The following is an 18,592-nucleotide window of genomic DNA, read 5'->3' as shown; positions in this document are numbered from 1 at the left end:
TTTCAAGCCTCAAGCTAAGCTGCAAGAGGGCGCAGAACCCTCTTGCAGCTTGAGGCTTGAAGCTTACCGCTGCTACTTAGAAATGAATGACAGTGCGAATGCTTTTGCCTTCGTGCATCAAGTCGAACGCCTTGTTGATATCTTCCAGGCCCATGGTGTGGGTGATGAAGGTATCCAGCGGGATCTCGCCTGTTTGAGCCTTTTCGACATAGCTCGGCAGCTCGGTACGGCCACGCACACCACCGAATGCCGAACCGCGCCAGACGCGACCGGTCACCAACTGGAATGGACGGGTGGAGATTTCCTGACCCGACGGGGCCACACCAATGATCACCGATTCGCCCCAGCCCTTGTGGCAGCACTCCAGCGCGGCACGCATCAGGTTCACGTTACCGATGCATTCGAAGCTGTAATCCACGCCGCCATCGGTCAGTTCAACGATCACGTCCTGGATTGGCTTTTCGTGATCTTTTGGATTGATAAAGTCGGTGGCACCCAGCTCACGAGCCACGTCGAATTTCGACGGGTTGATGTCGATCGCGATAATGCGCGAGGCCTTGGCCATTTTCGCGCCGATGATCGCCGCCAGACCGATACCACCCAGACCGAAGATGGCGACAGTGGCACCCTCTTCCACTTTGGCGGTATTAAGCACGGCACCGATGCCGGTGGTCACACCACAGCCCAACAGACAGACTTTTTCCAGAGGGGCTTCTTTGGGAATCTTCGCCAGAGAAATTTCCGGCACCACGGTGTACTCGGAGAACGTCGAACAGCCCATGTAGTGATAGACCGGCTGGCCGTTGTAGCTGAACCGGGTGGTGCCATCAGGCATCAGGCCCTTGCCTTGGGTGGCGCGCACCTTCTGGCACAGGTTGGTCTTGCCGGACAGACAGAATTTGCACTCACGGCATTCAGCGGTGTAAAGCGGAATCACGTGGTCGCCCACTGCCAGGGAAGTAACGCCCTCACCAATCGCCTCGACAATTCCGCCGCCCTCATGACCCAGGATGCAGGGGAATACCCCTTCGGAATCGGCGCCGGACAAGGTGTAGGCGTCGGTATGGCAAACGCCGGAGGCAACGGTGCGAATCAACACTTCACCGGCCTTTGGCGCTTCGACGTCGACTTCAACAATTTGCAGCGGTTCGTTAGGGGCAAAGGCAACAGCAGCGCGTGACTTGATCATCAATCTTCTCCAGCGAGATAAAACAAGCCGTCGAGTGTATAGCAGTGCCGATTGGTTAATAATCCAGGCGAAAGCAAAACATTATTGCTGTACAGGGATAATCGATGTACGCCAATCGCTGGGAAGGTCTGGATGAGTTCGTCGCCGTGGCTGAATGCGGGCAATTCACTGCTGCCGCAGAACGCCTTGGGGTCTCTTCATCGCACATCAGCCGCCAGATCGTCCGCCTGGAAGAACGCCTGCAAACCCGTTTACTGTATCGAAGCACCCGGCGAGTAGCGCTGACCGAGGCCGGACAAACATTTTTGCATCACTGTCAGCGTCTGCAGGATGGCCGCGAAGAAGCGTTGCGCGCGGTCGGCGACCTCACCAGCGAACCCAAGGGCTTGTTGCGCATGACTTGCGCGGTGGCTTACGGCGAGCGCTTCATCACGCCGTTGGTTACCCGCTTTATCGATCTGTATCCGCAACTGCGGGTCGATATCGAACTGAGCAATCGCACGCTGGACATGGTTCATGAAGGCCTGGACCTGGCGATTCGGCTGGGGCGGCTGCAGGATTCCCGTCTGGTCGCCACACGCCTGGCGCCGCGCCGCATGTATCTGTGCGCATCACCGTCCTACCTTGAACGCTATGGTCGTCCGCATAGCTTGTCGGAATTGAGTCGACACAATTGCCTGATTGGCAGCAGCGACACGTGGCTGCTGCAGCAAAATGGACGGGAGTTTTCGCAACGGGTGCAGGGCAACTGGCGCTGCAACAGTGGCCAAGCGGTGCTGGATGCTGCGTTGCATGGCGTCGGCTTGTGTCAGCTGCCGGATTATTACGTGCTCGAGCATCTGCACAGCGGCGCGCTGATTTCCCTGCTCGAAACCCATCAACCGCCCAATACCGCCGTCTGGGCGCTATACCCGCAACAACGCCACCTCTCGCCGAAAGTGCGCAAGCTGGTGGACTTCCTCAAAGAGGGATTGGCGCTGCGGGATGAGTATCGGGAGTGAAATGCTATTCGTTGGAGCGAGGCTTGCCCGCGAAGAACGATAACGCGGTGGGTCTGGCTCACCGAGGCGATTGGTTCGCGGGCAAGTCGGAACACCGCCCGCTCGCTCCAACAGGTTTAGCGTTTGAATTCAGTGCGCCGCTGGCGCAGCCACTCCAGATCCTCGGGGCGAGTGACCTTGATGTTGTCGGCGCGGCCTTCGATGAGTCTTGGCGACTGCCCTGCCCATTCGATCGCCGACGCTTCGTCGGTGATGTTCACGTTCGAGACCAGGCCGTCGGCCAGTGCCCGGTGCAGTGCGCCGAGGCGGAACATCTGCGGCGTATAGGCTTGCCAGATGAAACTGCGATCCACGGTTTCGGTCACGCGGCCGTTGCTGTCGGCGCGTTTGAGGGTGTCGCGCGCTGGCACTGCCAACAGGCCGCCAACCGGATCATCGGCCAACTCGCGCAGCAGGTTGTCCAGATCCGAACGCGCCAGGTTTGGCCGCGCCGCGTCGTGGACCAACACCCAATCGTCATCACCTGCGCCGTGGGCATGTAGATGCAGCAAGGCGTTGAGTACTGAGTCCGCGCGCTCAGTGCCGCCGTCGACCCGCTCGATTCGCGAGTCCAGCGCACAGGGCAATGTCGGCCAGTAAGGATCATCCACAGCCAGGCTGATCACCAGACCCTTGAGCCGGGGGTGATCGAGGAAACAAAGCAGGCTGTGTTCAAGAATTGTGAGGCCGCCCAGTTGCAGGTATTGCTTGGGACGGTCCGCTGCCATACGAGCACCAACGCCCGCAGCAGGAATTACTGCCCAGAAGGCAGGAAGGGAGTCATTCATTGTGCCAACTGATAAAGCGTTTCGCCGTCCTTGACCATACCGAGTTCGTGGCGGGCACGCTCTTCGACAGTCTCCATACCTTTTTTCAGCTCCAGCACTTCCGCATCCATCACGCGATTGCGCTCCAGCAAGCCTTCATTTTCAGCATGCTGATCGGCGATTTGTTGAGTGAGGCTGGCTACTTGCGCCAGGCTCCCGGTGCCAACCCACAGGCGATATTGCAGGCCCGCGAGCATCAGGAGCAAGACGAGGAACAACCAGTTAGGACTGCGCATTGAATATCAGGACCCAGTAAAAAAAGACAGCAGAGCCAACAACGGAAATAAGCGACTGAGGGCATTGAGCCTGGCATCGCCAGGCTCAATCATCCCCACAGAACTCGGGAATGTCCGCATCGGTGCTGCACGATCATCCGGCAAAGCGGAATGCTCTTACAACACCGGCTGTCTTTTTACCATCTCAGAGTCAGCCGCGAAACTCGGCGCGACCACGATACGGGGCCTTGGCACCCAATTGCTCTTCGATACGCAGCAGTTGGTTGTACTTGGCGATACGGTCGGAACGGCTCAGCGAACCGGTCTTGATCTGGCCCGCAGAAGTGCCCACGGCCAGGTCGGCAATAGTGGAGTCTTCGGTTTCGCCGGAGCGGTGCGAGATGACTGCAGTGTAACCGGCAGCCTGGGCCATCTGGATGGCTTCCAGGGTTTCGGTCAGGGTGCCGATCTGGTTGAACTTGATCAGGATCGAGTTGGCGATCTTTTTATCGATGCCTTCCTTGAGGATCTTGGTGTTGGTCACGAACAGGTCGTCGCCCACCAGTTGCACCTTCTCGCCGATCTTGTCGGTCAGGATTTTCCAGCCAGCCCAGTCGGACTCGTCCAGACCATCTTCAATGGAAATGATCGGGTGCTTGCTGACCAGGTCCGCCAGGTAATCAGCGAACGCAGCGGAATCGTACACGCCCTCTTCGCCCAAGGTGTATTTGCCGTTCTCGTAGAACTCGCTGGCCGCGCAGTCCAGCGCCAGGGTCACGTCGGTGCCCAGGGTGTAACCGGCATTGGCGACGGCTTCGGCGATGGCGCTCAGCGCGTCTTCGTTGGAAGCCAGGTCAGGGGCGAAACCACCTTCATCACCGACAGCAGTGTTCAAGCCACGGGCTTTGAGTACAGCCTTGAGGTGATGGAAAATCTCGGTGCCCCAACGCAGGCCTTCAGCGAAGGTCTTGGCGCCGACCGGCTGAATCATGAATTCTTGGATATCGATGTTGTTATCAGCGTGCTCGCCACCGTTGATGATGTTCATCATCGGCACCGGCATCGAGTAGACACCCGGCGTGCCGTTGAGGTTGGCAATGTGCGCGTACAGCGGCAGATCCTGATCCTGGGCAGCAGCTTTGGCAGCGGCCAGGGAAACAGCGAGGATCGCGTTGGCGCCCAGGCTGGCTTTGTTTTCAGTACCGTCCAGAGCAATCATGGCGCGGTCCAGGGCTTGCTGATCAACAGGATCCTTGCCCAGCAACAGGTCACGGATCGGGCCATTGATGTTGGCTACGGCCTTGAGTACGCCCTTGCCCAGGTAACGACTCTTGTCGCCATCACGCAGCTCAAGCGCCTCGCGCGAGCCGGTTGAAGCACCGGACGGTGCGCAAGCGCTACCGATGATGCCGTTGTCGAGGAGCACATCTGCTTCCACGGTGGGATTGCCACGGGAGTCGAGAACTTCACGACCTTTGATGTCGACGATTTTTGCCATTGTTGTAAACACTCCAAGATTGGACGAGAACGACGCAGCTGGAAAACATTCAGCGCGCTGAGGCTTTGATTGCAGGGCAGGCCTCAGGGCGATAACCCCGATGAAACCATCGGGGGAAAACGATCAAGCGGCACTTTACCGGAGGGTGTCTGCCCGGAGAAGCGCGATTTAAGCGGTTTCTACGAGTGGAAAGCTCTTCACCAGTTCATCCAGAGCCTTGAGCTGAGCCAGGAACGGCTCCAGCTTGTCCAGACGCAAGGCACAAGGGCCATCGCATTTGGCGTTATCCGGGTCCGGATGCGCTTCGAGGAACAGCCCGGCGAGGCTTTGACTGATGCCGGCCTTGGCCAGTTCCAATACCTGGGCACGACGACCACCGGCAGAGTCGGCGCGACCGCCCGGCATTTGCAGGGAATGGGTCACGTCGAAGAAAACCGGGTAGTCGAACTGCTTCATGATGCCGAAGCCGAGCATGTCCACCACGAGGTTGTTGTAGCCGAAGCTGGAACCGCGCTCGCAGAGGATCAACTGATCGTTACCCGCTTCTTCGCACTTGTTCAGGATGTGCTTCATTTCCTGCGGCGCGAGGAACTGGGCTTTCTTGATGTTGATGACCGCGCCGGTGCGGGCCATGGCCACGACCAGATCCGTCTGCCGCGACAGAAATGCCGGCAGTTGGATGATGTCGCAGACTTCAGCGACGATTGCGGCCTGCTCAGGCTCGTGAACATCAGTGATCAGCGGGACATTGAAGGTCTTCTTGATCTCTTCAAAAATCCGCATACCCTCTTCCAGGCCGGGGCCACGGTAAGAGTGCATGGACGAACGGTTGGCCTTGTCGAAGCTGGCCTTGAACACGTAAGGGATGCCGAGTTTCTCAGTAACCTTTACGTATTCTTCGCAGACCTGCATGGCCATGTCCCGGGATTCGAGCACATTCATGCCACCGAACAAGACCATAGGTTTGTCGTTGGCGATCTCGATCGAACCTACGCGGATTGTTTTCTGAGCCATGTTCTGGGTTTCCCGAATCAAGCATTTTTCTGATGTTGAACCAGCGCCGCCTTGACGAAGCCAGTGAAGAGCGGATGACCGTCGCGAGGTGTCGAGGTGAACTCAGGGTGGAACTGGCAAGCCACGAACCACGGATGATCCGGTGCTTCGACCACTTCAACCAATGCGCCATCACCGGAACGACCCGAAACCTTCAGGCCCGCTTCCATCAATTGTGGCAGCAACTTGTTGTTCACTTCGTAGCGATGACGATGACGCTCGACGATGACATCCTTGGCATAGCAGTCATGAACCAGAGAACCTGTCTCAAGCTGGCAATCCTGAGCACCCAGACGCATGGTGCCGCCCAGATCGGAGGTCTCGGTACGCGTTTCGACTGCACCGGTCGCGTCTTCCCATTCGGTGATCAAACCCACCACGGAGTGCGTGCTGTTGCGATCAAACTCGGTGGAGTTCGCGTCTTTCCAGCCCAGTACATTACGCGCGAACTCGATGACCGCCACTTGCATGCCCAGGCAGATGCCCAGGTACGGCACCTTGTTTTCACGAGCAAACTGCACAGCGGTAATCTTGCCTTCCACGCCACGCAGGCCAAAACCGCCAGGCACCAGAATCGCGTCGACACCTTCGAGCAGAGCAGTGCCCTGATTCTCGATGTCTTCGGAGTCGATGTAGCGCAGATTGACCTTGGTGCGATTGGAGATGCCAGCGTGACTCATCGCTTCGATCAGCGACTTGTAGGCGTCGAGCAGTTCCATGTACTTGCCGACCATGGCGATGGTGACTTCATGCTCAGGGTTGAGCTTGGCGTCGACCACTTTTTCCCACTCGGACAGATCGGCGCCGCCGCACTGCAGACCGAAACGCTCGACAACAAAATCATCCAGGCCCTGGGAATGCAGGATGCCGGGGATCTTGTAGATGGTGTCGGCGTCTTCCAAAGCAATCACCGCACGCTCTTCAACGTTGGTGAACTGCGCAATCTTGCGCCGCGAGGAAATGTCGATCGGGTGATCGGAGCGGCAGACCAGCACGTCCGGTTGCAAGCCGATGGAACGCAGTTCCTTCACCGAGTGCTGGGTTGGCTTGGTTTTGGTTTCGCCGGCAGTGGCGATGTACGGCACCAGCGTCAAGTGCATCAGCATCGCGCGCTTGGCGCCGACTTCGAAACGCAATTGACGAATGGCTTCCAGAAACGGTTGCGACTCGATGTCACCCACGGTCCCGCCAATTTCGACCATCGCAACGTCGGCATCGCCAGCGCCTTTGATGATCCGGCGTTTGATTTCGTCGGTGATGTGCGGAATGACCTGAATGGTCGCGCCCAGATAATCACCACGGCGCTCTTTGCGCAGGACGTGTTCGTACACACGGCCAGTGGTGAAGTTGTTGTTCTGGGTCATAGTGGTGCGGATGAACCGCTCATAGTGGCCCAGGTCCAGGTCGGTTTCGGCGCCGTCGTGGGTGACGAACACTTCACCGTGCTGGAACGGGCTCATGGTGCCCGGGTCCACGTTGATATAGGGGTCAAGCTTGAGCATGGTGACCTTAAGTCCCCGCGCCTCCAGGATGGCCGCCAATGAAGCCGAGGCAATGCCTTTCCCCAATGAAGAAACAACACCGCCCGTGACGAAGATGTAGCGCGTCATGAAAAACCCTAGAAGTCTGCGTTAAAGCGGTCAGAGCCGCCGGGGATAGCGAAGGAAGGCCGAAGCCCCCGATTACCGAAAGAATTCACGGTGCACTCCCGAACTGCTGCGTTGAAACGGACCGGCTGTAACAGCCTGTCGATTGCGCGCCACATTTAAGAATTACTCAGCAAAAACGGGTTGGTAACCGGCAGCTGCCGTCGATTAAAAAACAATCCACAGAAGCTGTATCAAGAAGGGAGCGTAGTCTACCGGAAATGGCCTTTCAGCTCAAACTTTGGTCATTCGTCGGCGCCTGCCATTGCAAACGCCAGTCGCCATGGGCATCGGCGTTGAGTTCCGGCAGGTTGGCAACCGCCAACAACTGCCCGTTGCGGTACAGCAGCGGCAATCGGCCGCGGACAAACAGCGGAATACCGCGCTCATTGAGCAAACGCTTGAGATCCCGATGACCGCGACCCGGCAAATGCAGGATTTCCCCGCCCTGGCGATAACGCACCTCGAACGATCCCGCCGGAATATTTCCATCAATGCGCAGCTGGCCATTGCCGGGTAGGCGCAACGGCCGGGCAAGATTGCCCCACGCCGAAACCGCCTTGAGTGGTTGCAGGAAGTCACCGGAAAGCCACCAGATACGGCCTTCGGCACGATGCAATTCGCCGTCGGCCAGACGCCAGACCGGCCGCGCATCCTGCCCGGCATCACGCAAGTCTTCCCAGCCGCGCCAGTGGTCGCTGTCCGGCAAGCGCGTCAAGGGCGCGAGCCAATGGCGCAGCGCATTACGTTGTCGCGCTGCCGACAAATCGACCAACGGCGCCAGGCCCAGCGACGGGATGGCGACCCACGGCAACAGGCTGTCAGAACGCGCGGCCACAAGATCCTGCTCCGCCAGTTCGTTCAGCAACTGCTGCGCTTCATCCAGATGTGCGGCGGTCCGCGCCAGGTTTGCCGCCGCTTGCGGCCAGCGTGAGGTCAACGCTGGCATTACCTGATTGCGCAGGTAGTTGCGGGAGAAATGCACGTCGTCGTTGCTTGGATCGTCGATCCAGTCCAGCTCGTGCTCTCGGGCATAAGCTTCAAGATCCGCTCGCGAGATCCCCAGCAACGGCCGCAACAGGCTCCCCTCGCCCAGCGCACGGCTGACGGGCATCGCCGCCAGCCCGCGCAACCCCGCGCCCCGCAGCAAACGGAACAGCAGGGTTTCAGCCTGATCGTCCTGATGTTGCGCCGTCAGCAGCACCTCGCCCGGTTTCAACGTCGCGGTGAATGCCGCATATCGGGCATCCCGCGCTGCCTGTTCCAGGCTGGCTTCTGCCTTGACCTGCACGGCAATCACCTGCAACGACACGCCCAGCGCAGCGCACACCTGCTGACAATGCGCAGGCCAGGCATCGGCAGCAGCCTGAAGACCGTGGTGGACATGGATGGCGTTGATGGGTGGCAGCGTTTCGCGGCGGGCAAGATCAGCCAGCACGTGCAGCAAAACCGTGGAATCCAGGCCGCCGGAGAAACCGACATGCCAAGCGGGCGCGTGGCGCCAAGGGGCCAAGGCTTGGGCAAGCCTGGCGGGGAGATCGTGGGGGTGTTTGTGTGTAGTCATTGCAACAAATTTCAACCGTGGGACCGGCCGGGGTGGCGTTCCACTTCATCCTGGAGGAGGCGATTCAGGCGCTGCTTCTGTGGCGCCTGAAATACCGTCTCGCGAATAAATTCGCTCCTACAGAGACACCGCGCGCCCCTGTAGGAGCGGATTTATCCGCGAAGGCTCGCGAACGAATCAGCTCCCACAGGGTATCCAGATTACAGACCGTAACTCATCAAACGCTCATAACGACGGGCCAGCAGCGCGTCGTTATCGAATTTTTTGAGCATCTGCAACTGATCGCTCAGTTCCTGACGAATCGACTCGGCTGCACCGGCAGGATCGCGATGGGCGCCGCCCAGTGGTTCGCCGATGACTTTATCAACGATGCCCAGCCCCTTGAGGCGATCAGCGGTGATGCCCATGGCTTCGGCAGCGTCCGGCGCCTTGTCGGCGGTTTTCCACAGGATCGAGGCGCAACCTTCTGGGGAAATGACCGCGTAGGTCGAATACTGCAGCATGTTCAGCTGGTCGCAGACGCCAATGGCCAATGCGCCGCCGGAACCGCCTTCGCCGATAACGGTGGCGATGATCGGCGTTTTCAGACGCGCCATGACCCGCAGGTTCCAGGCAATCGCTTCGCTCTGGTTGCGCTCTTCAGCGTCGATGCCAGGGTAAGCACCCGGCGTGTCGATGAAGGTCAGGATCGGCATCTTGAAGCGCTCGGCCATTTCCATCAGACGGCAGGCCTTGCGGTAGCCTTCGGGACGCGGCATGCCGAAGTTGCGGCGAACCTTTTCGCGGACTTCACGACCCTTCTGGTGGCCGATGACCATCACTGGCTGACCTTCCAGACGCGCGACGCCACCGACAATCGCGGCGTCGTCGGAGAAGTGACGGTCGCCGTGCAGTTCGTCGAACTCGGTGAAGATGTGCTGAATGTAGTCCAGGGTGTACGGACGACGCGGATGACGCGCCATACGTGCGATCTGCCAGCTGGTCAGATTGCCGAAAATGCTTTCGGTCAGCGTGTTGCTCTTTTCCTGCAGACGCGAGATTTCGTCGCCGATATTCAGCGAGTTGTCATTACCCACCAAGCGCAATTCTTCGATCTTGGCTTGCAGGTCAGCGATCGGCTGTTCGAAATCAAGAAAATTCGGGTTCATAGGCATCCGTCTTGGGTCGACGGCCAAGAGGCCGGCCGGTTGATCCGTGAGCGCCATACCTTACGGGAACTGGCGCATTCAGGTCGAGATTAAAAATTCAGGGCTGAGTTCAGCGATACTGCAGGAAGACGTTCTCACGCCCGAACTGGTCACGCAGCGCTTGAATCAAGCTGTCTGCGGGATCGATTCGCCACGCTTCGCCAAACTGCAACAACGCCTTGGCATCCAGGCCGGTGTAATCCAGGGTGATCGGGCAAGCGCCGCGATGTTTTTTGCACAAATCGCCAAGCCAGCGCAGCCGGTCGCCCTTGAGCGCCTCGGCATGCACGGTCAGGCGCAGGCTTTCGGCAAGGTTGGTGCGGGCATCTTCGATACTCATCACACGCTTGGCGCGCAGACGCAGGCCGCCGGAGAAGTCGTCATTGCTGACTTCGCCCTCGACTACCACCATTGCGTCGGTCTGCAACAGCGATTGCGCCGAGTGAAACGCTTCGGCAAACAACGAGGCTTCGATACGCCCGGAACGGTCGTCCAGGGTGATGAAACCCATCTTGTCGCCCTTTTTGTTCTTCATGACCCGCAACGCGATGATCAGGCCCGCGACAGTTTGAGTATCCCGCGCCGGCTTGAGATCGATGATCCGTTGCCGGGCAAAACGGCGAATTTCGCCTTCATATTCGTCGATGGGGTGACCGGTCAGGTACAGCCCCAGGGTTTCTTTTTCGCCGCGCAGCCGATCCTTGAGCGTGCCTTCCTTGGTCTTGCGGTGGTTAGCATAGACGTCGGTGTCTTCTTCGACGAACAAACCGCCGAACAGGTCCGCGTGACCGCTGTCATGGCTGCGCGCGGTTTGCTCGGCGGCCTGAATGGCTTCGGCCAGCGCCGCGAGCAATACCGCGCGATTGCGGTCGATGTTGGCTTGGTAGGCTTTGGGTTCGCTTTCGAAATATGGCCCCAAGCGATCCAGCGCGCCGCTGCGGATCAAACCGTCCAGCGTGCGCTTGTTGACCCGTTTGAGATCGACGCGGGCGCAGAAATCGAACAGGTCGGTGAACGGCCCTTCCTGACGCGCTTCGGTGATGGCTTCAACCGGGCTCTCGCCAACGCCTTTGATCGCGCCAAGGCCATACAGAATCCGGCCGTCGTCACTGACCGTGAACTTGAACTCCGAGGTGTTCACGTCCGGCGCATCGAGGCGCAGCTTCATGGTCCGCACTTCCTCGATCAAGGTCACGACCTTGTCGGTGTTGTGCATATCCGCAGAAAGTACCGCCGCCATGAACGGCGCCGGGTAGTGAGTCTTCAGCCAGGCAGTCTGGTACGAGACCAGGCCATAGGCGGCCGAGTGAGACTTGTTGAAGCCGTAACCGGCGAATTTTTCCACCAGGTCGAAAATGTTACCGGCCAGGTCCGGGTCGATATTGTTGTTGGTACAGCCTTCAATGAAACCGCCGCGCTGCTTGGCCATTTCTTCGGGCTTTTTCTTGCCCATGGCCCGGCGCAGCATGTCCGCACCGCCCAAGGTGTAACCGGCCATGACCTGGGCAATCTGCATCACCTGTTCCTGATACAGGATGATGCCGTAGGTTGGCGCGAGTACCGGCTTGAGGCCTTCGTACTGATAATCGACGTGAGGGTACGACAGCTCGGCGCGGCCGTGCTTACGGTTGATGAAGTCGTCAACCATGCCTGATTGCAGCGGGCCCGGACGGAACAAGGCCACCAGTGCGATCAAGTCTTCCAGGCAGTCGGGCTTGAGCTTTTTGATCAGCTCCTTCATGCCTCGGGATTCAAGCTGGAACACTGCCGTGGTTTCAGCCTTTTGCAGCAGCTGGTAAGTCGGCGCGTCGTCCAGCGGGATGAAAGCGATATCCAGCGGCGGCTCATCGACCTTGGCGCGGTCGCGATTGATCGTCTTCAGCGCCCAGTCAATGATGGTCAGGGTCCGCAGCCCCAGGAAGTCGAACTTCACCAGCCCGGCAGCCTCGACGTCGTCCTTGTCGAACTGGGTGACCAGACCGTCGCCGACTTCATCGCAATAGATCGGCGAGAAGTCAGTCAGTTTGGTCGGCGCGATGACCACGCCGCCAGCGTGCTTGCCGACGTTACGCACGATGCCTTCCAGCTTTCGCGCCATCTCCCAGATTTCAGCCGCTTCTTCATCGACCTTGAGGAAATCGCGGAGGATTTCTTCCTGCTCGTAAGCCTTTTCCAGGGTCATGCCGACTTCGAACGGAATCATCTTCGACAGGCGATCCGCCAGGCCGTAAGACTTGCCCTGCACTCGCGCAACATCGCGGACCACAGCCTTGGCGGCCATGGAACCGAAGGTGATGATCTGGCTTACCGCATTGCGCCCGTATTTCTCGGCCACGTAATCAATCACGCGGTCGCGGCCATCCATGCAGAAGTCGACGTCGAAGTCGGGCATGGAGACCCGTTCCGGGTTCAGGAAGCGTTCGAACAGCAGGTCATATTCCAGCGGATCGAGGTCGGTAATCTTCTGAACGTACGCCACCAGTGAGCCAGCACCCGATCCACGGCCGGGGCCGACCGGAACGCCATTGCTCTTGGCCCACTGGATGAAGTCCATCACGATCAGGAAGTAACCGGGGAAACCCATCTGGATGATGATATCCAGCTCGAAATTCAGCCGGTCGACATACACCTGACGCTTGGCGTCGTAATCTTCGGTAGTGTCCTTGGGCAGCAATACCGAAAGCCGATCTTCCAGACCGTCGAACGACACTTTGCGGAAGTATTCATCGATGGTCATGCCATCGGGGATCGGGAAGTTGGGCAGGAAGTGCGTGCCCAGCTTGACCTCGATGTTGCAGCGCTTGGCGATTTCCACCGTGTTTTCCAGCGCCTCGGGCAAGTCACTGAACAGCTCGGCCATTTCCTCGGCGCTTTTCAGGTACTGCTGATCACTGTAATTGTGCGAGCGGCGCGGGTCGTCCAGGGCGCGTCCTTCGCCGATGCACACACGGGTTTCGTGGGCTTCGAAATCTTCCTGCTTGATGAAGCGCACGTCGTTGGTCGCAACCAGCGGCGCGCCATGCCGATCGGCCAGGGCCACGGCAGCGTGTAAATGTTCTTCATCGTTGGGACGGTTGGTGCGCTGCACCTCGACATAGAAACGGTCAGGAAACACCGCCATCCATTCGCTGAGCAATTTGTCGGCTTCGTCGGGATTGTTGCCGAGCAAGGCCATGCCGATCTCGCCTTCTTTGGCGGCAGACAGCGCAATCAGGCCTTCGCTGGCCTGGGCAACCCATTCGCGCTCGATGATCACCTGGCCGTTACGCTGGCCCTCGATGAATCCCCGGGAAATGAGTTCGGTCAGGTTGCGATAACCCTTGGCGTTCATGGCCAGCAGGCTGATGCGACTCAGCGCTGCGTCTTCGTCCTTGTTCGACAGCCACAGGTCCGCGCCGCAAATGGGCTTGATCCCCGCGCCCATGGAGGCTTTATAAAATTTGACCAACGAACACATGTTGTTCTGGTCGGTCACCGCCACGGCGGGCATGTTCATGGCAGCCAGGGTCTTGACCAGTGGCTTGACCCGGACCAGGCCGTCGACCAGCGAATATTCGGTGTGCAGGCGTAGATGAACGAAAGAAGCCGGCATGGTGATCCTATAGCGCTAGAACAAAAAACGAAGGCCCGGATTGTACCGGGCCTTTGGCAAAACATCAGCCCACTGTCAGTCCAGCGGGAATGCCGATATCGACGGCATGTTGCTCAACATCATCATCTCCCGGGCTTCATAGGCAGCACGTACCGGCGCAAAGGAGCGCCGATGAATCGGCGTCGGGCCCAGGCGCGCCAGGGCTTCCAGATGGACGGGCGTCGGATAACCCTTGTGGGCGCCCATGCCGTACCCCGGATAAATCAGTTCAAATGCGGCCATTTCCCGATCACGACTGACTTTGGCCAGGATCGATGCCGCTGCAATCGCCGGAACCAGGGCGTCGCCCTGGATCACCGGCGCGCTGGGCACCGACAGTTGCGGGCAGCGGTTGCCGTCGATCAGCGCCAGCTTCGGCGTGATGATCAGCCCCTCGACGGCACGCTTCATGGCCAGCATCGTGGCGTGAAGAATGTTCAACTCGTCGATTTCCTCGACCTCGGCCCTGGCGATAAACCAGCACAAGGCTTTCTCGCAAATTTCGTCGTAGAGTTTTTCGCGCTTGGCTTCGGTGAGTTTCTTGGAGTCATTCAGACCCAGAATCGGCCGACGCGGATCGAGGATCACCGCAGCGGTCACGACTGCGCCGCACAGCGGGCCGCGACCCACCTCGTCGACGCCGGCAACCAGTTCTTCGACCAGATTGAAATCCAGACCCATTTGCATTGTTCGCGCACTCACAGTGAAGGCGACCGACCGATCAGGCTCAATACCGCTTCGGCGGCCTGATTGGAGGCATCGCGACGCAAGGTCCGGTGTATTTCATCAAAGCTCGAGGTCTGTTCCTGGCCGCCTTCAAGCAGCGGCAGCAGCGTCTGCGCCAATGTTTCAGCGGTCGCAGCATCCTGCAGCAGTTCCGGCACCAACAGGCGCTGGGCCAGCAGGTTCGGCAGGGAGACGTACGGGCTTTTCACCAAACGCTTGAGTATCCAAAAGGTAATCGGTGCCATTCGATAGGCAACGACCATTGGTCGTTTGTACAGCAAGGCTTCGAGGGTAGCGGTGCCGGACGCGATCAACACCGCGTCGCAGGCGGCGAGCGCCAGATGCGAACCGCCGTCGAGAAGCGTCAGTGGCAACTCACGACCTTGCAGTAATTGTTCGATTTGCGCACGGCGCTGCGGGTTAGCACACGGCAGTACGAAACGCAGCCCCGGACGCTGGGCCAGCAGCAGCTGCGCAGCATCAAGAAACAGGCCGCCCAGACGGCCTACTTCGCCGCCACGGCTACCCGGCATCAAGGCTACAACGGGGCCGTCGCCCAAGCCCAGCTCGGCGCGTGCCGCAGCACGATCAGCCTCAAGCGGGATGGTGTCGGCCAAAGGATGCCCGACGAATTTGACCGGAACGCCTTTTTCTTCATAGAAACGCGCTTCGAAAGGCAACAACGTGAGCATCAGGTCGCAACCCTCACGAATCTTCAGCACACGCTTTTGCCGCCAGGCCCAGACCGACGGGCTGACGTAATGCACGGTCTTGATACCGGCACGGCGCAATTGAAGTTCGATGTTGAGGGTGAAATCCGGTGCATCGATGCCGATGAACACGTCCGGTTTTTCATCGATCAGGGTCTGGACCAGCACTTTGCGTTTGGCGAGCAGTTCGCGCAAACGCCCCAGCACCTCGACCAGCCCCATGACCGACAGGCGCTCCATGGGGAAATAGGAAACCATCCCTTCGGCTTCCATCAACGGACCGCCTACCCCGATGAATTGCGCATCAGGATGACGAGCCTTGATGGCGCGCATCAGTCCGGAACCGAGAATATCGCCGGAAGCCTCGCCAGCCACCAGCGCGATACGCAATACGCCAGTCATGGTTAGCGAGTGATGCCGCGAGTCGACGATTGAATGGACTCGAGGAACACCGCCACTTCAGGAAACAATGCGGCAGGTTCGGCGAGTTCGGCAATCGCCTGATCGACCGTCAGGCCTTGGCGATAAACCACTTTGTAAGCTCGACGCAGCGCGTGAATGGCGTCTTCGGCAAAGCCGCGACGACGCATGCCTTCGAAGTTCATGCTGCGGGCCTCGGCGGGGTTGCCGAAGACCGTGACGAATGCCGGAACGTCCTTGCCAATCGCGGTGCCCATACCTGAAAAGCTGTGGGCGCCGATGTGGCAAAACTGATGCACCAGGGTGAATCCGGACAGAATCGCCCAATCGTCAACGTGCACATGGCCGGCCAACGCGGTGTTGTTGACCAGAATGCAGTTATTGCCGATGACGCTGTCATGGCCAATATGCGCGTAAGCCATGATCAGGTTGTGATCACCCAGAGTGGTCTCGGCGCGATCCTGAATGGTGCCACGATGGATCGTCACACCTTCACGAATCACGTTGTGATCGCCGATCACCAGGCGGGTCTCTTCGCCTTTGTATTTGAGATCAGGCGTGTCTTCGCCTACCGACGAAAACTGGTAGATGCGATTGTGTTTACCGATCCGTGTCGGGCCACGCAGGATCACGTGCGGCCCGATCACTGTACCCTCGCCAATTTCCACACCGGCTCCGATGATCGACCACGGGCCGACCTCTACATCGTCAGCCAGAATGGCTGTCGGATCGATGATTGCGCGAGAGTCAATCAAACTCATAGTTTACGTTCCGCACAGATGATTTCTGCGGAGCATACCGGCTTGCCGTCGACCGAGGCCTGGCATTCGAACTTCCAGATCTGACGCTTGCAGCTGATGAACTTCGCTTCAAGAATCAACTGGTCGCCCGGCAGCACTGGCTGACGGAAGCGCAGCTTGTCGGAGCCCACGAAGTAGTAAAGCGTGCCATCAGCAGGCTTCACGTCAAGCATTTTAAAACCAAGGATACCGGCTGCCTGGGCCATTGCCTCGATGATCAACACGCCCGGCATGATTGGATGCGCAGGGAAGTGACCATTGAAGAACGGTTCATTGATGCTGACATTCTTGTAGGCACGAATGCTCTTGCTCTCAACATCCAGCTCAACTACACGGTCCACCAGCAGGAACGGGTAGCGGTGAGGCAGGTATTCGCGAATTTCGTTGATGTCCATCATTTCGTGGGGAAGCCTGTAGTAAAGATTGGGAGTGCGCGACGGGTGCGCAGCACTCCTCTGCAAATCAAGGAGGCAATTTATCGGCTGTGCACGCTTGATATGAAAAAGGTATCAGCCATCAGATGAAGCATTAACGCCTGAGGTCACGGCCTCGACCATCTTTTCCAGCTTTTGCAGCCTGCGAGCCATTTCATCGATCTTGCGAATGCGGGCTGCGCTCTTACGCCATTCAGCGGCCGGTTGCATCGCCGTACCCGAAGAATAGGCCCCTGGTTCGGTGATCGAGTGCGTCACCATGGTCATGCCGGTGATGAAAACGCCGTCGCAGATTTCGATATGCCCCACCAGTCCGACACCGCCGGCAAGGGTGCAATGTTTGCCAATCTTTGTGCTACCGGATATCCCCACGCAGGCGGCCATCGCGGTGTGATCGCCAATTTGCACGTTGTGGGCAATCTGGATCTGGTTGTCCAGCTTCACGCCATTGCCGATGCGGGTATCGGCCAGCGCGCCACGGTCGATGGCGGTATTAACGCCAATTTCCACGTCGTCGCCCACCAGGACACCGCCAATCTGCGCAATCTTCTGCCAGATACCTTTGTCATTGGCGAAACCAAATCCTTCGCCACCCAGCACCGCGCCCGACTGAATTACCACGCGCTCGCCAATGCGTACATCGTGGTAAAGCGTAACCCGTGGGGCGAGCCAGCCGCCTGCACCGATTTCACAACGGGCACCAATGAAGCAGTGGGCACCAATGGCTACGCTGGCGGCAATCCGCGCACCGCTTTCAATGACGGCGAACGGGCCGACACTGGCAGTGGCATCGACGAATGCATCCGCCGCGACGATGGCCGTTGGATGCACACCGGGTGCAGCCTTGGGCTTGGGGTCAAACAGGTGAGAAATTCGTGCATACGCCAGATAAGGGTCTGGCACCAGCAACGCATCCCCGACGAACAACTCGGCATCCGCAGGTTTAAGCAACACGGCAGACGCGTGGGTATCGGCAAGAAATTTACGATATTGCGGATTTGCCAGGAAACTGACATGACCAGGGCCGGCCTCTTGTAAAGTGGCCAGCCCGGTTATCTCTTTATCCTCGGCGCCACGCAGGGTCGCGCCAAGGAACTCGGCCAATTGGCCAAGCTTGATGGATACAGTCATGACTTACTTCAGCTGATTCATGCGCTCGATGACCTGGCGAGTCACGTCGTACTGAGGTTTGACGTCAATCACAGCACCGCGTTCGAAGACCAGGTCAAATGCGCCTTTCTTGATCACTTCTTCTACAGCCTGATCCAGCTTCGGCTTGAGTTGCTTGAGCATTTCGCGGTCGGCAACGGCTTTGGCTTCGTTCAGCTCCTTGGACTGGAACTGGAAGTCACGGGCCTTTTGCTTGAATTCAAGCTCAAGGCGTTCGCGCTCAGGCTGGGCCATTTTGTCGCCGCCACTTACCAGACGATCCTGGATGCCTTTGGCGCTGCTTTCCAGAGACTTCAGCTTGGTCAGTTGCGGACCGAACTTCTTCTCTGCGTCAACGGCGTACTTCTTGGCCGCATCAGATTCCAGCAAAGCCATCTGATAGTTCAGGACAGCGATTTTCATGTCGGCAAACGCCGGGCTTGCAACGAGAACAGTTGCCAGCAGTACCAATTGAGTCAACTTACGCACGATCTACTCCTACG

General features: G+C 58.6%; 16 protein-coding genes. 1 reads left to right on the top strand and 15 read right to left on the bottom strand.

The window, feature by feature from the left end:
* Positions 1-76 precede the first annotated feature (76 nt).
* Positions 77-1,189 carry an S-(hydroxymethyl)glutathione dehydrogenase/class III alcohol dehydrogenase gene (locus tag AFK24_RS19705; protein WP_065834822.1) on the bottom strand — a complete coding sequence of 371 codons (1,113 nt, stop codon included), beginning with the start codon at positions 1,187-1,189 and terminating at the stop codon, positions 77-79.
* A gap of 104 nt (positions 1,190-1,293) precedes the next feature.
* On the opposite strand from AFK24_RS19705, the gene AFK24_RS19700 reads away from it, so the two are divergent.
* Positions 1,294-2,190, top strand: coding sequence for a LysR substrate-binding domain-containing protein (locus tag AFK24_RS19700; protein WP_065834821.1), 897 nt, complete (start codon positions 1,294-1,296; stop codon positions 2,188-2,190).
* Between the two features lie 116 nt (positions 2,191-2,306).
* On the opposite strand, the gene ispD is transcribed toward AFK24_RS19700, so the two are convergent.
* From ispD to AFK24_RS19630, 14 genes are all read right to left on the bottom strand, one after another.
* A complete protein-coding gene (gene ispD / locus AFK24_RS19695) occupies positions 2,307-3,017 on the bottom strand; it encodes a 2-C-methyl-D-erythritol 4-phosphate cytidylyltransferase (RefSeq protein WP_065834820.1) in 711 nt (236 codons plus the stop codon).
* Positions 3,014-3,292 carry a cell division protein FtsB gene (gene ftsB, locus AFK24_RS19690; RefSeq protein WP_020289462.1) on the bottom strand — a complete coding sequence of 93 codons (279 nt, stop codon included), beginning with the start codon at positions 3,290-3,292 and terminating at the stop codon, positions 3,014-3,016. The genes ispD and ftsB overlap by 4 nt, the downstream gene beginning before the upstream one ends.
* A 190-nt stretch (positions 3,293-3,482) precedes the next feature.
* Positions 3,483-4,769, bottom strand: a complete 1,287-nt coding sequence (eno, locus tag AFK24_RS19685) for a phosphopyruvate hydratase (protein ID WP_065834819.1) — start codon at positions 4,767-4,769, stop codon at positions 3,483-3,485.
* Between the two features lie 168 nt (positions 4,770-4,937).
* Entirely contained in the window at positions 4,938-5,783 is an 846-nt protein-coding gene (kdsA, locus tag AFK24_RS19680; RefSeq protein WP_065834818.1) for a 3-deoxy-8-phosphooctulonate synthase, read from the bottom strand.
* A gap of 17 nt (positions 5,784-5,800) precedes the next feature.
* A complete protein-coding gene (locus tag AFK24_RS19675; protein ID WP_065834817.1) occupies positions 5,801-7,432 on the bottom strand; it encodes a CTP synthase in 1,632 nt (543 codons plus the stop codon).
* A 265-nt stretch (positions 7,433-7,697) separates the two neighbouring features.
* Complete coding sequence (gene tilS, locus AFK24_RS19670) at positions 7,698-9,032, bottom strand: tRNA lysidine(34) synthetase TilS (RefSeq protein ID WP_065834816.1); 1,335 nt, start codon at positions 9,030-9,032, stop codon at positions 7,698-7,700.
* A 200-nt stretch (positions 9,033-9,232) separates the two neighbouring features.
* Positions 9,233-10,180: an acetyl-CoA carboxylase carboxyltransferase subunit alpha gene (locus AFK24_RS19665; RefSeq protein ID WP_020289467.1), complete on the bottom strand. Its 948-nt coding sequence runs from the start codon at positions 10,178-10,180 to the stop codon at positions 9,233-9,235.
* A gap of 109 nt (positions 10,181-10,289) precedes the next feature.
* Positions 10,290-13,811 carry a DNA polymerase III subunit alpha gene (gene dnaE, locus AFK24_RS19660; protein WP_065834815.1) on the bottom strand — a complete coding sequence of 1,174 codons (3,522 nt, stop codon included), beginning with the start codon at positions 13,809-13,811 and terminating at the stop codon, positions 10,290-10,292.
* 75 nt (positions 13,812-13,886) lie between these two features.
* Positions 13,887-14,537 (bottom strand): ribonuclease HII, encoded by a 651-nt coding sequence (gene rnhB / locus AFK24_RS19655; RefSeq protein ID WP_065834814.1) that lies wholly within the window; start codon positions 14,535-14,537, stop codon positions 13,887-13,889.
* An 11-nt stretch (positions 14,538-14,548) separates the two neighbouring features.
* Positions 14,549-15,688 (bottom strand): lipid-A-disaccharide synthase, encoded by a 1,140-nt coding sequence (gene lpxB / locus AFK24_RS19650; RefSeq protein WP_065834813.1) that lies wholly within the window; start codon positions 15,686-15,688, stop codon positions 14,549-14,551.
* A gap of 2 nt (positions 15,689-15,690) precedes the next feature.
* Positions 15,691-16,467 (bottom strand): acyl-ACP--UDP-N-acetylglucosamine O-acyltransferase, encoded by a 777-nt coding sequence (gene lpxA / locus AFK24_RS19645; protein WP_065834812.1) that lies wholly within the window; start codon positions 16,465-16,467, stop codon positions 15,691-15,693.
* Entirely contained in the window at positions 16,464-16,904 is a 441-nt protein-coding gene (fabZ, locus tag AFK24_RS19640) for a 3-hydroxyacyl-ACP dehydratase FabZ (protein ID WP_020289472.1), read from the bottom strand. Before fabZ ends, lpxA begins: the two co-directional genes overlap by 4 nt.
* 111 nt (positions 16,905-17,015) lie before the next feature.
* Positions 17,016-18,071: a UDP-3-O-(3-hydroxymyristoyl)glucosamine N-acyltransferase gene (gene lpxD, locus AFK24_RS19635; RefSeq protein ID WP_065834811.1), complete on the bottom strand. Its 1,056-nt coding sequence runs from the start codon at positions 18,069-18,071 to the stop codon at positions 17,016-17,018.
* Between the two features lie 3 nt (positions 18,072-18,074).
* Complete coding sequence (locus AFK24_RS19630; RefSeq protein ID WP_020289474.1) at positions 18,075-18,578, bottom strand: OmpH family outer membrane protein; 504 nt, start codon at positions 18,576-18,578, stop codon at positions 18,075-18,077.
* Positions 18,579-18,592 lie beyond the last annotated feature (14 nt).

Origin of the sequence: Pseudomonas syringae (assembly GCF_001698815.1) — a bacterium.
GTDB classification, from domain to species: domain Bacteria; phylum Pseudomonadota; class Gammaproteobacteria; order Pseudomonadales; family Pseudomonadaceae; genus Aquipseudomonas; species Aquipseudomonas syringae_A.
The sequence above is the reverse complement of the archived record's forward strand: the minus strand, read 5'-3'. Positions and strand labels throughout refer to the sequence as shown.

Coding starts and splice junctions, on each gene's coding strand:
- AFK24_RS19705 (WP_065834822.1), bottom strand. CDS start 1,189: ATGATCAAGTCACGCGCTGCTGTTGCCTTTGCCCCTAACGAACCGCTG.
- AFK24_RS19700 (WP_065834821.1), top strand. CDS start 1,294: ATGTACGCCAATCGCTGGGAAGGTCTGGATGAGTTCGTCGCCGTGGCT.
- ispD (WP_065834820.1), bottom strand. CDS start 3,017: ATGAATGACTCCCTTCCTGCCTTCTGGGCAGTAATTCCTGCTGCGGGC.
- ftsB (WP_020289462.1), bottom strand. CDS start 3,292: ATGCGCAGTCCTAACTGGTTGTTCCTCGTCTTGCTCCTGATGCTCGCG.
- eno (WP_065834819.1), bottom strand. CDS start 4,769: ATGGCAAAAATCGTCGACATCAAAGGTCGTGAAGTTCTCGACTCCCGT.
- kdsA (WP_065834818.1), bottom strand. CDS start 5,783: ATGGCTCAGAAAACAATCCGCGTAGGTTCGATCGAGATCGCCAACGAC.
- AFK24_RS19675 (WP_065834817.1), bottom strand. CDS start 7,432: ATGACGCGCTACATCTTCGTCACGGGCGGTGTTGTTTCTTCATTGGGG.
- tilS (WP_065834816.1), bottom strand. CDS start 9,032: ATGACTACACACAAACACCCCCACGATCTCCCCGCCAGGCTTGCCCAA.
- AFK24_RS19665 (WP_020289467.1), bottom strand. CDS start 10,180: ATGAACCCGAATTTTCTTGATTTCGAACAGCCGATCGCTGACCTGCAA.
- dnaE (WP_065834815.1), bottom strand. CDS start 13,811: ATGCCGGCTTCTTTCGTTCATCTACGCCTGCACACCGAATATTCGCTG.
- rnhB (WP_065834814.1), bottom strand. CDS start 14,537: ATGCAAATGGGTCTGGATTTCAATCTGGTCGAAGAACTGGTTGCCGGC.
- lpxB (WP_065834813.1), bottom strand. CDS start 15,688: ATGACTGGCGTATTGCGTATCGCGCTGGTGGCTGGCGAGGCTTCCGGC.
- lpxA (WP_065834812.1), bottom strand. CDS start 16,467: ATGAGTTTGATTGACTCTCGCGCAATCATCGATCCGACAGCCATTCTG.
- fabZ (WP_020289472.1), bottom strand. CDS start 16,904: ATGATGGACATCAACGAAATTCGCGAATACCTGCCTCACCGCTACCCG.
- lpxD (WP_065834811.1), bottom strand. CDS start 18,071: ATGACTGTATCCATCAAGCTTGGCCAATTGGCCGAGTTCCTTGGCGCG.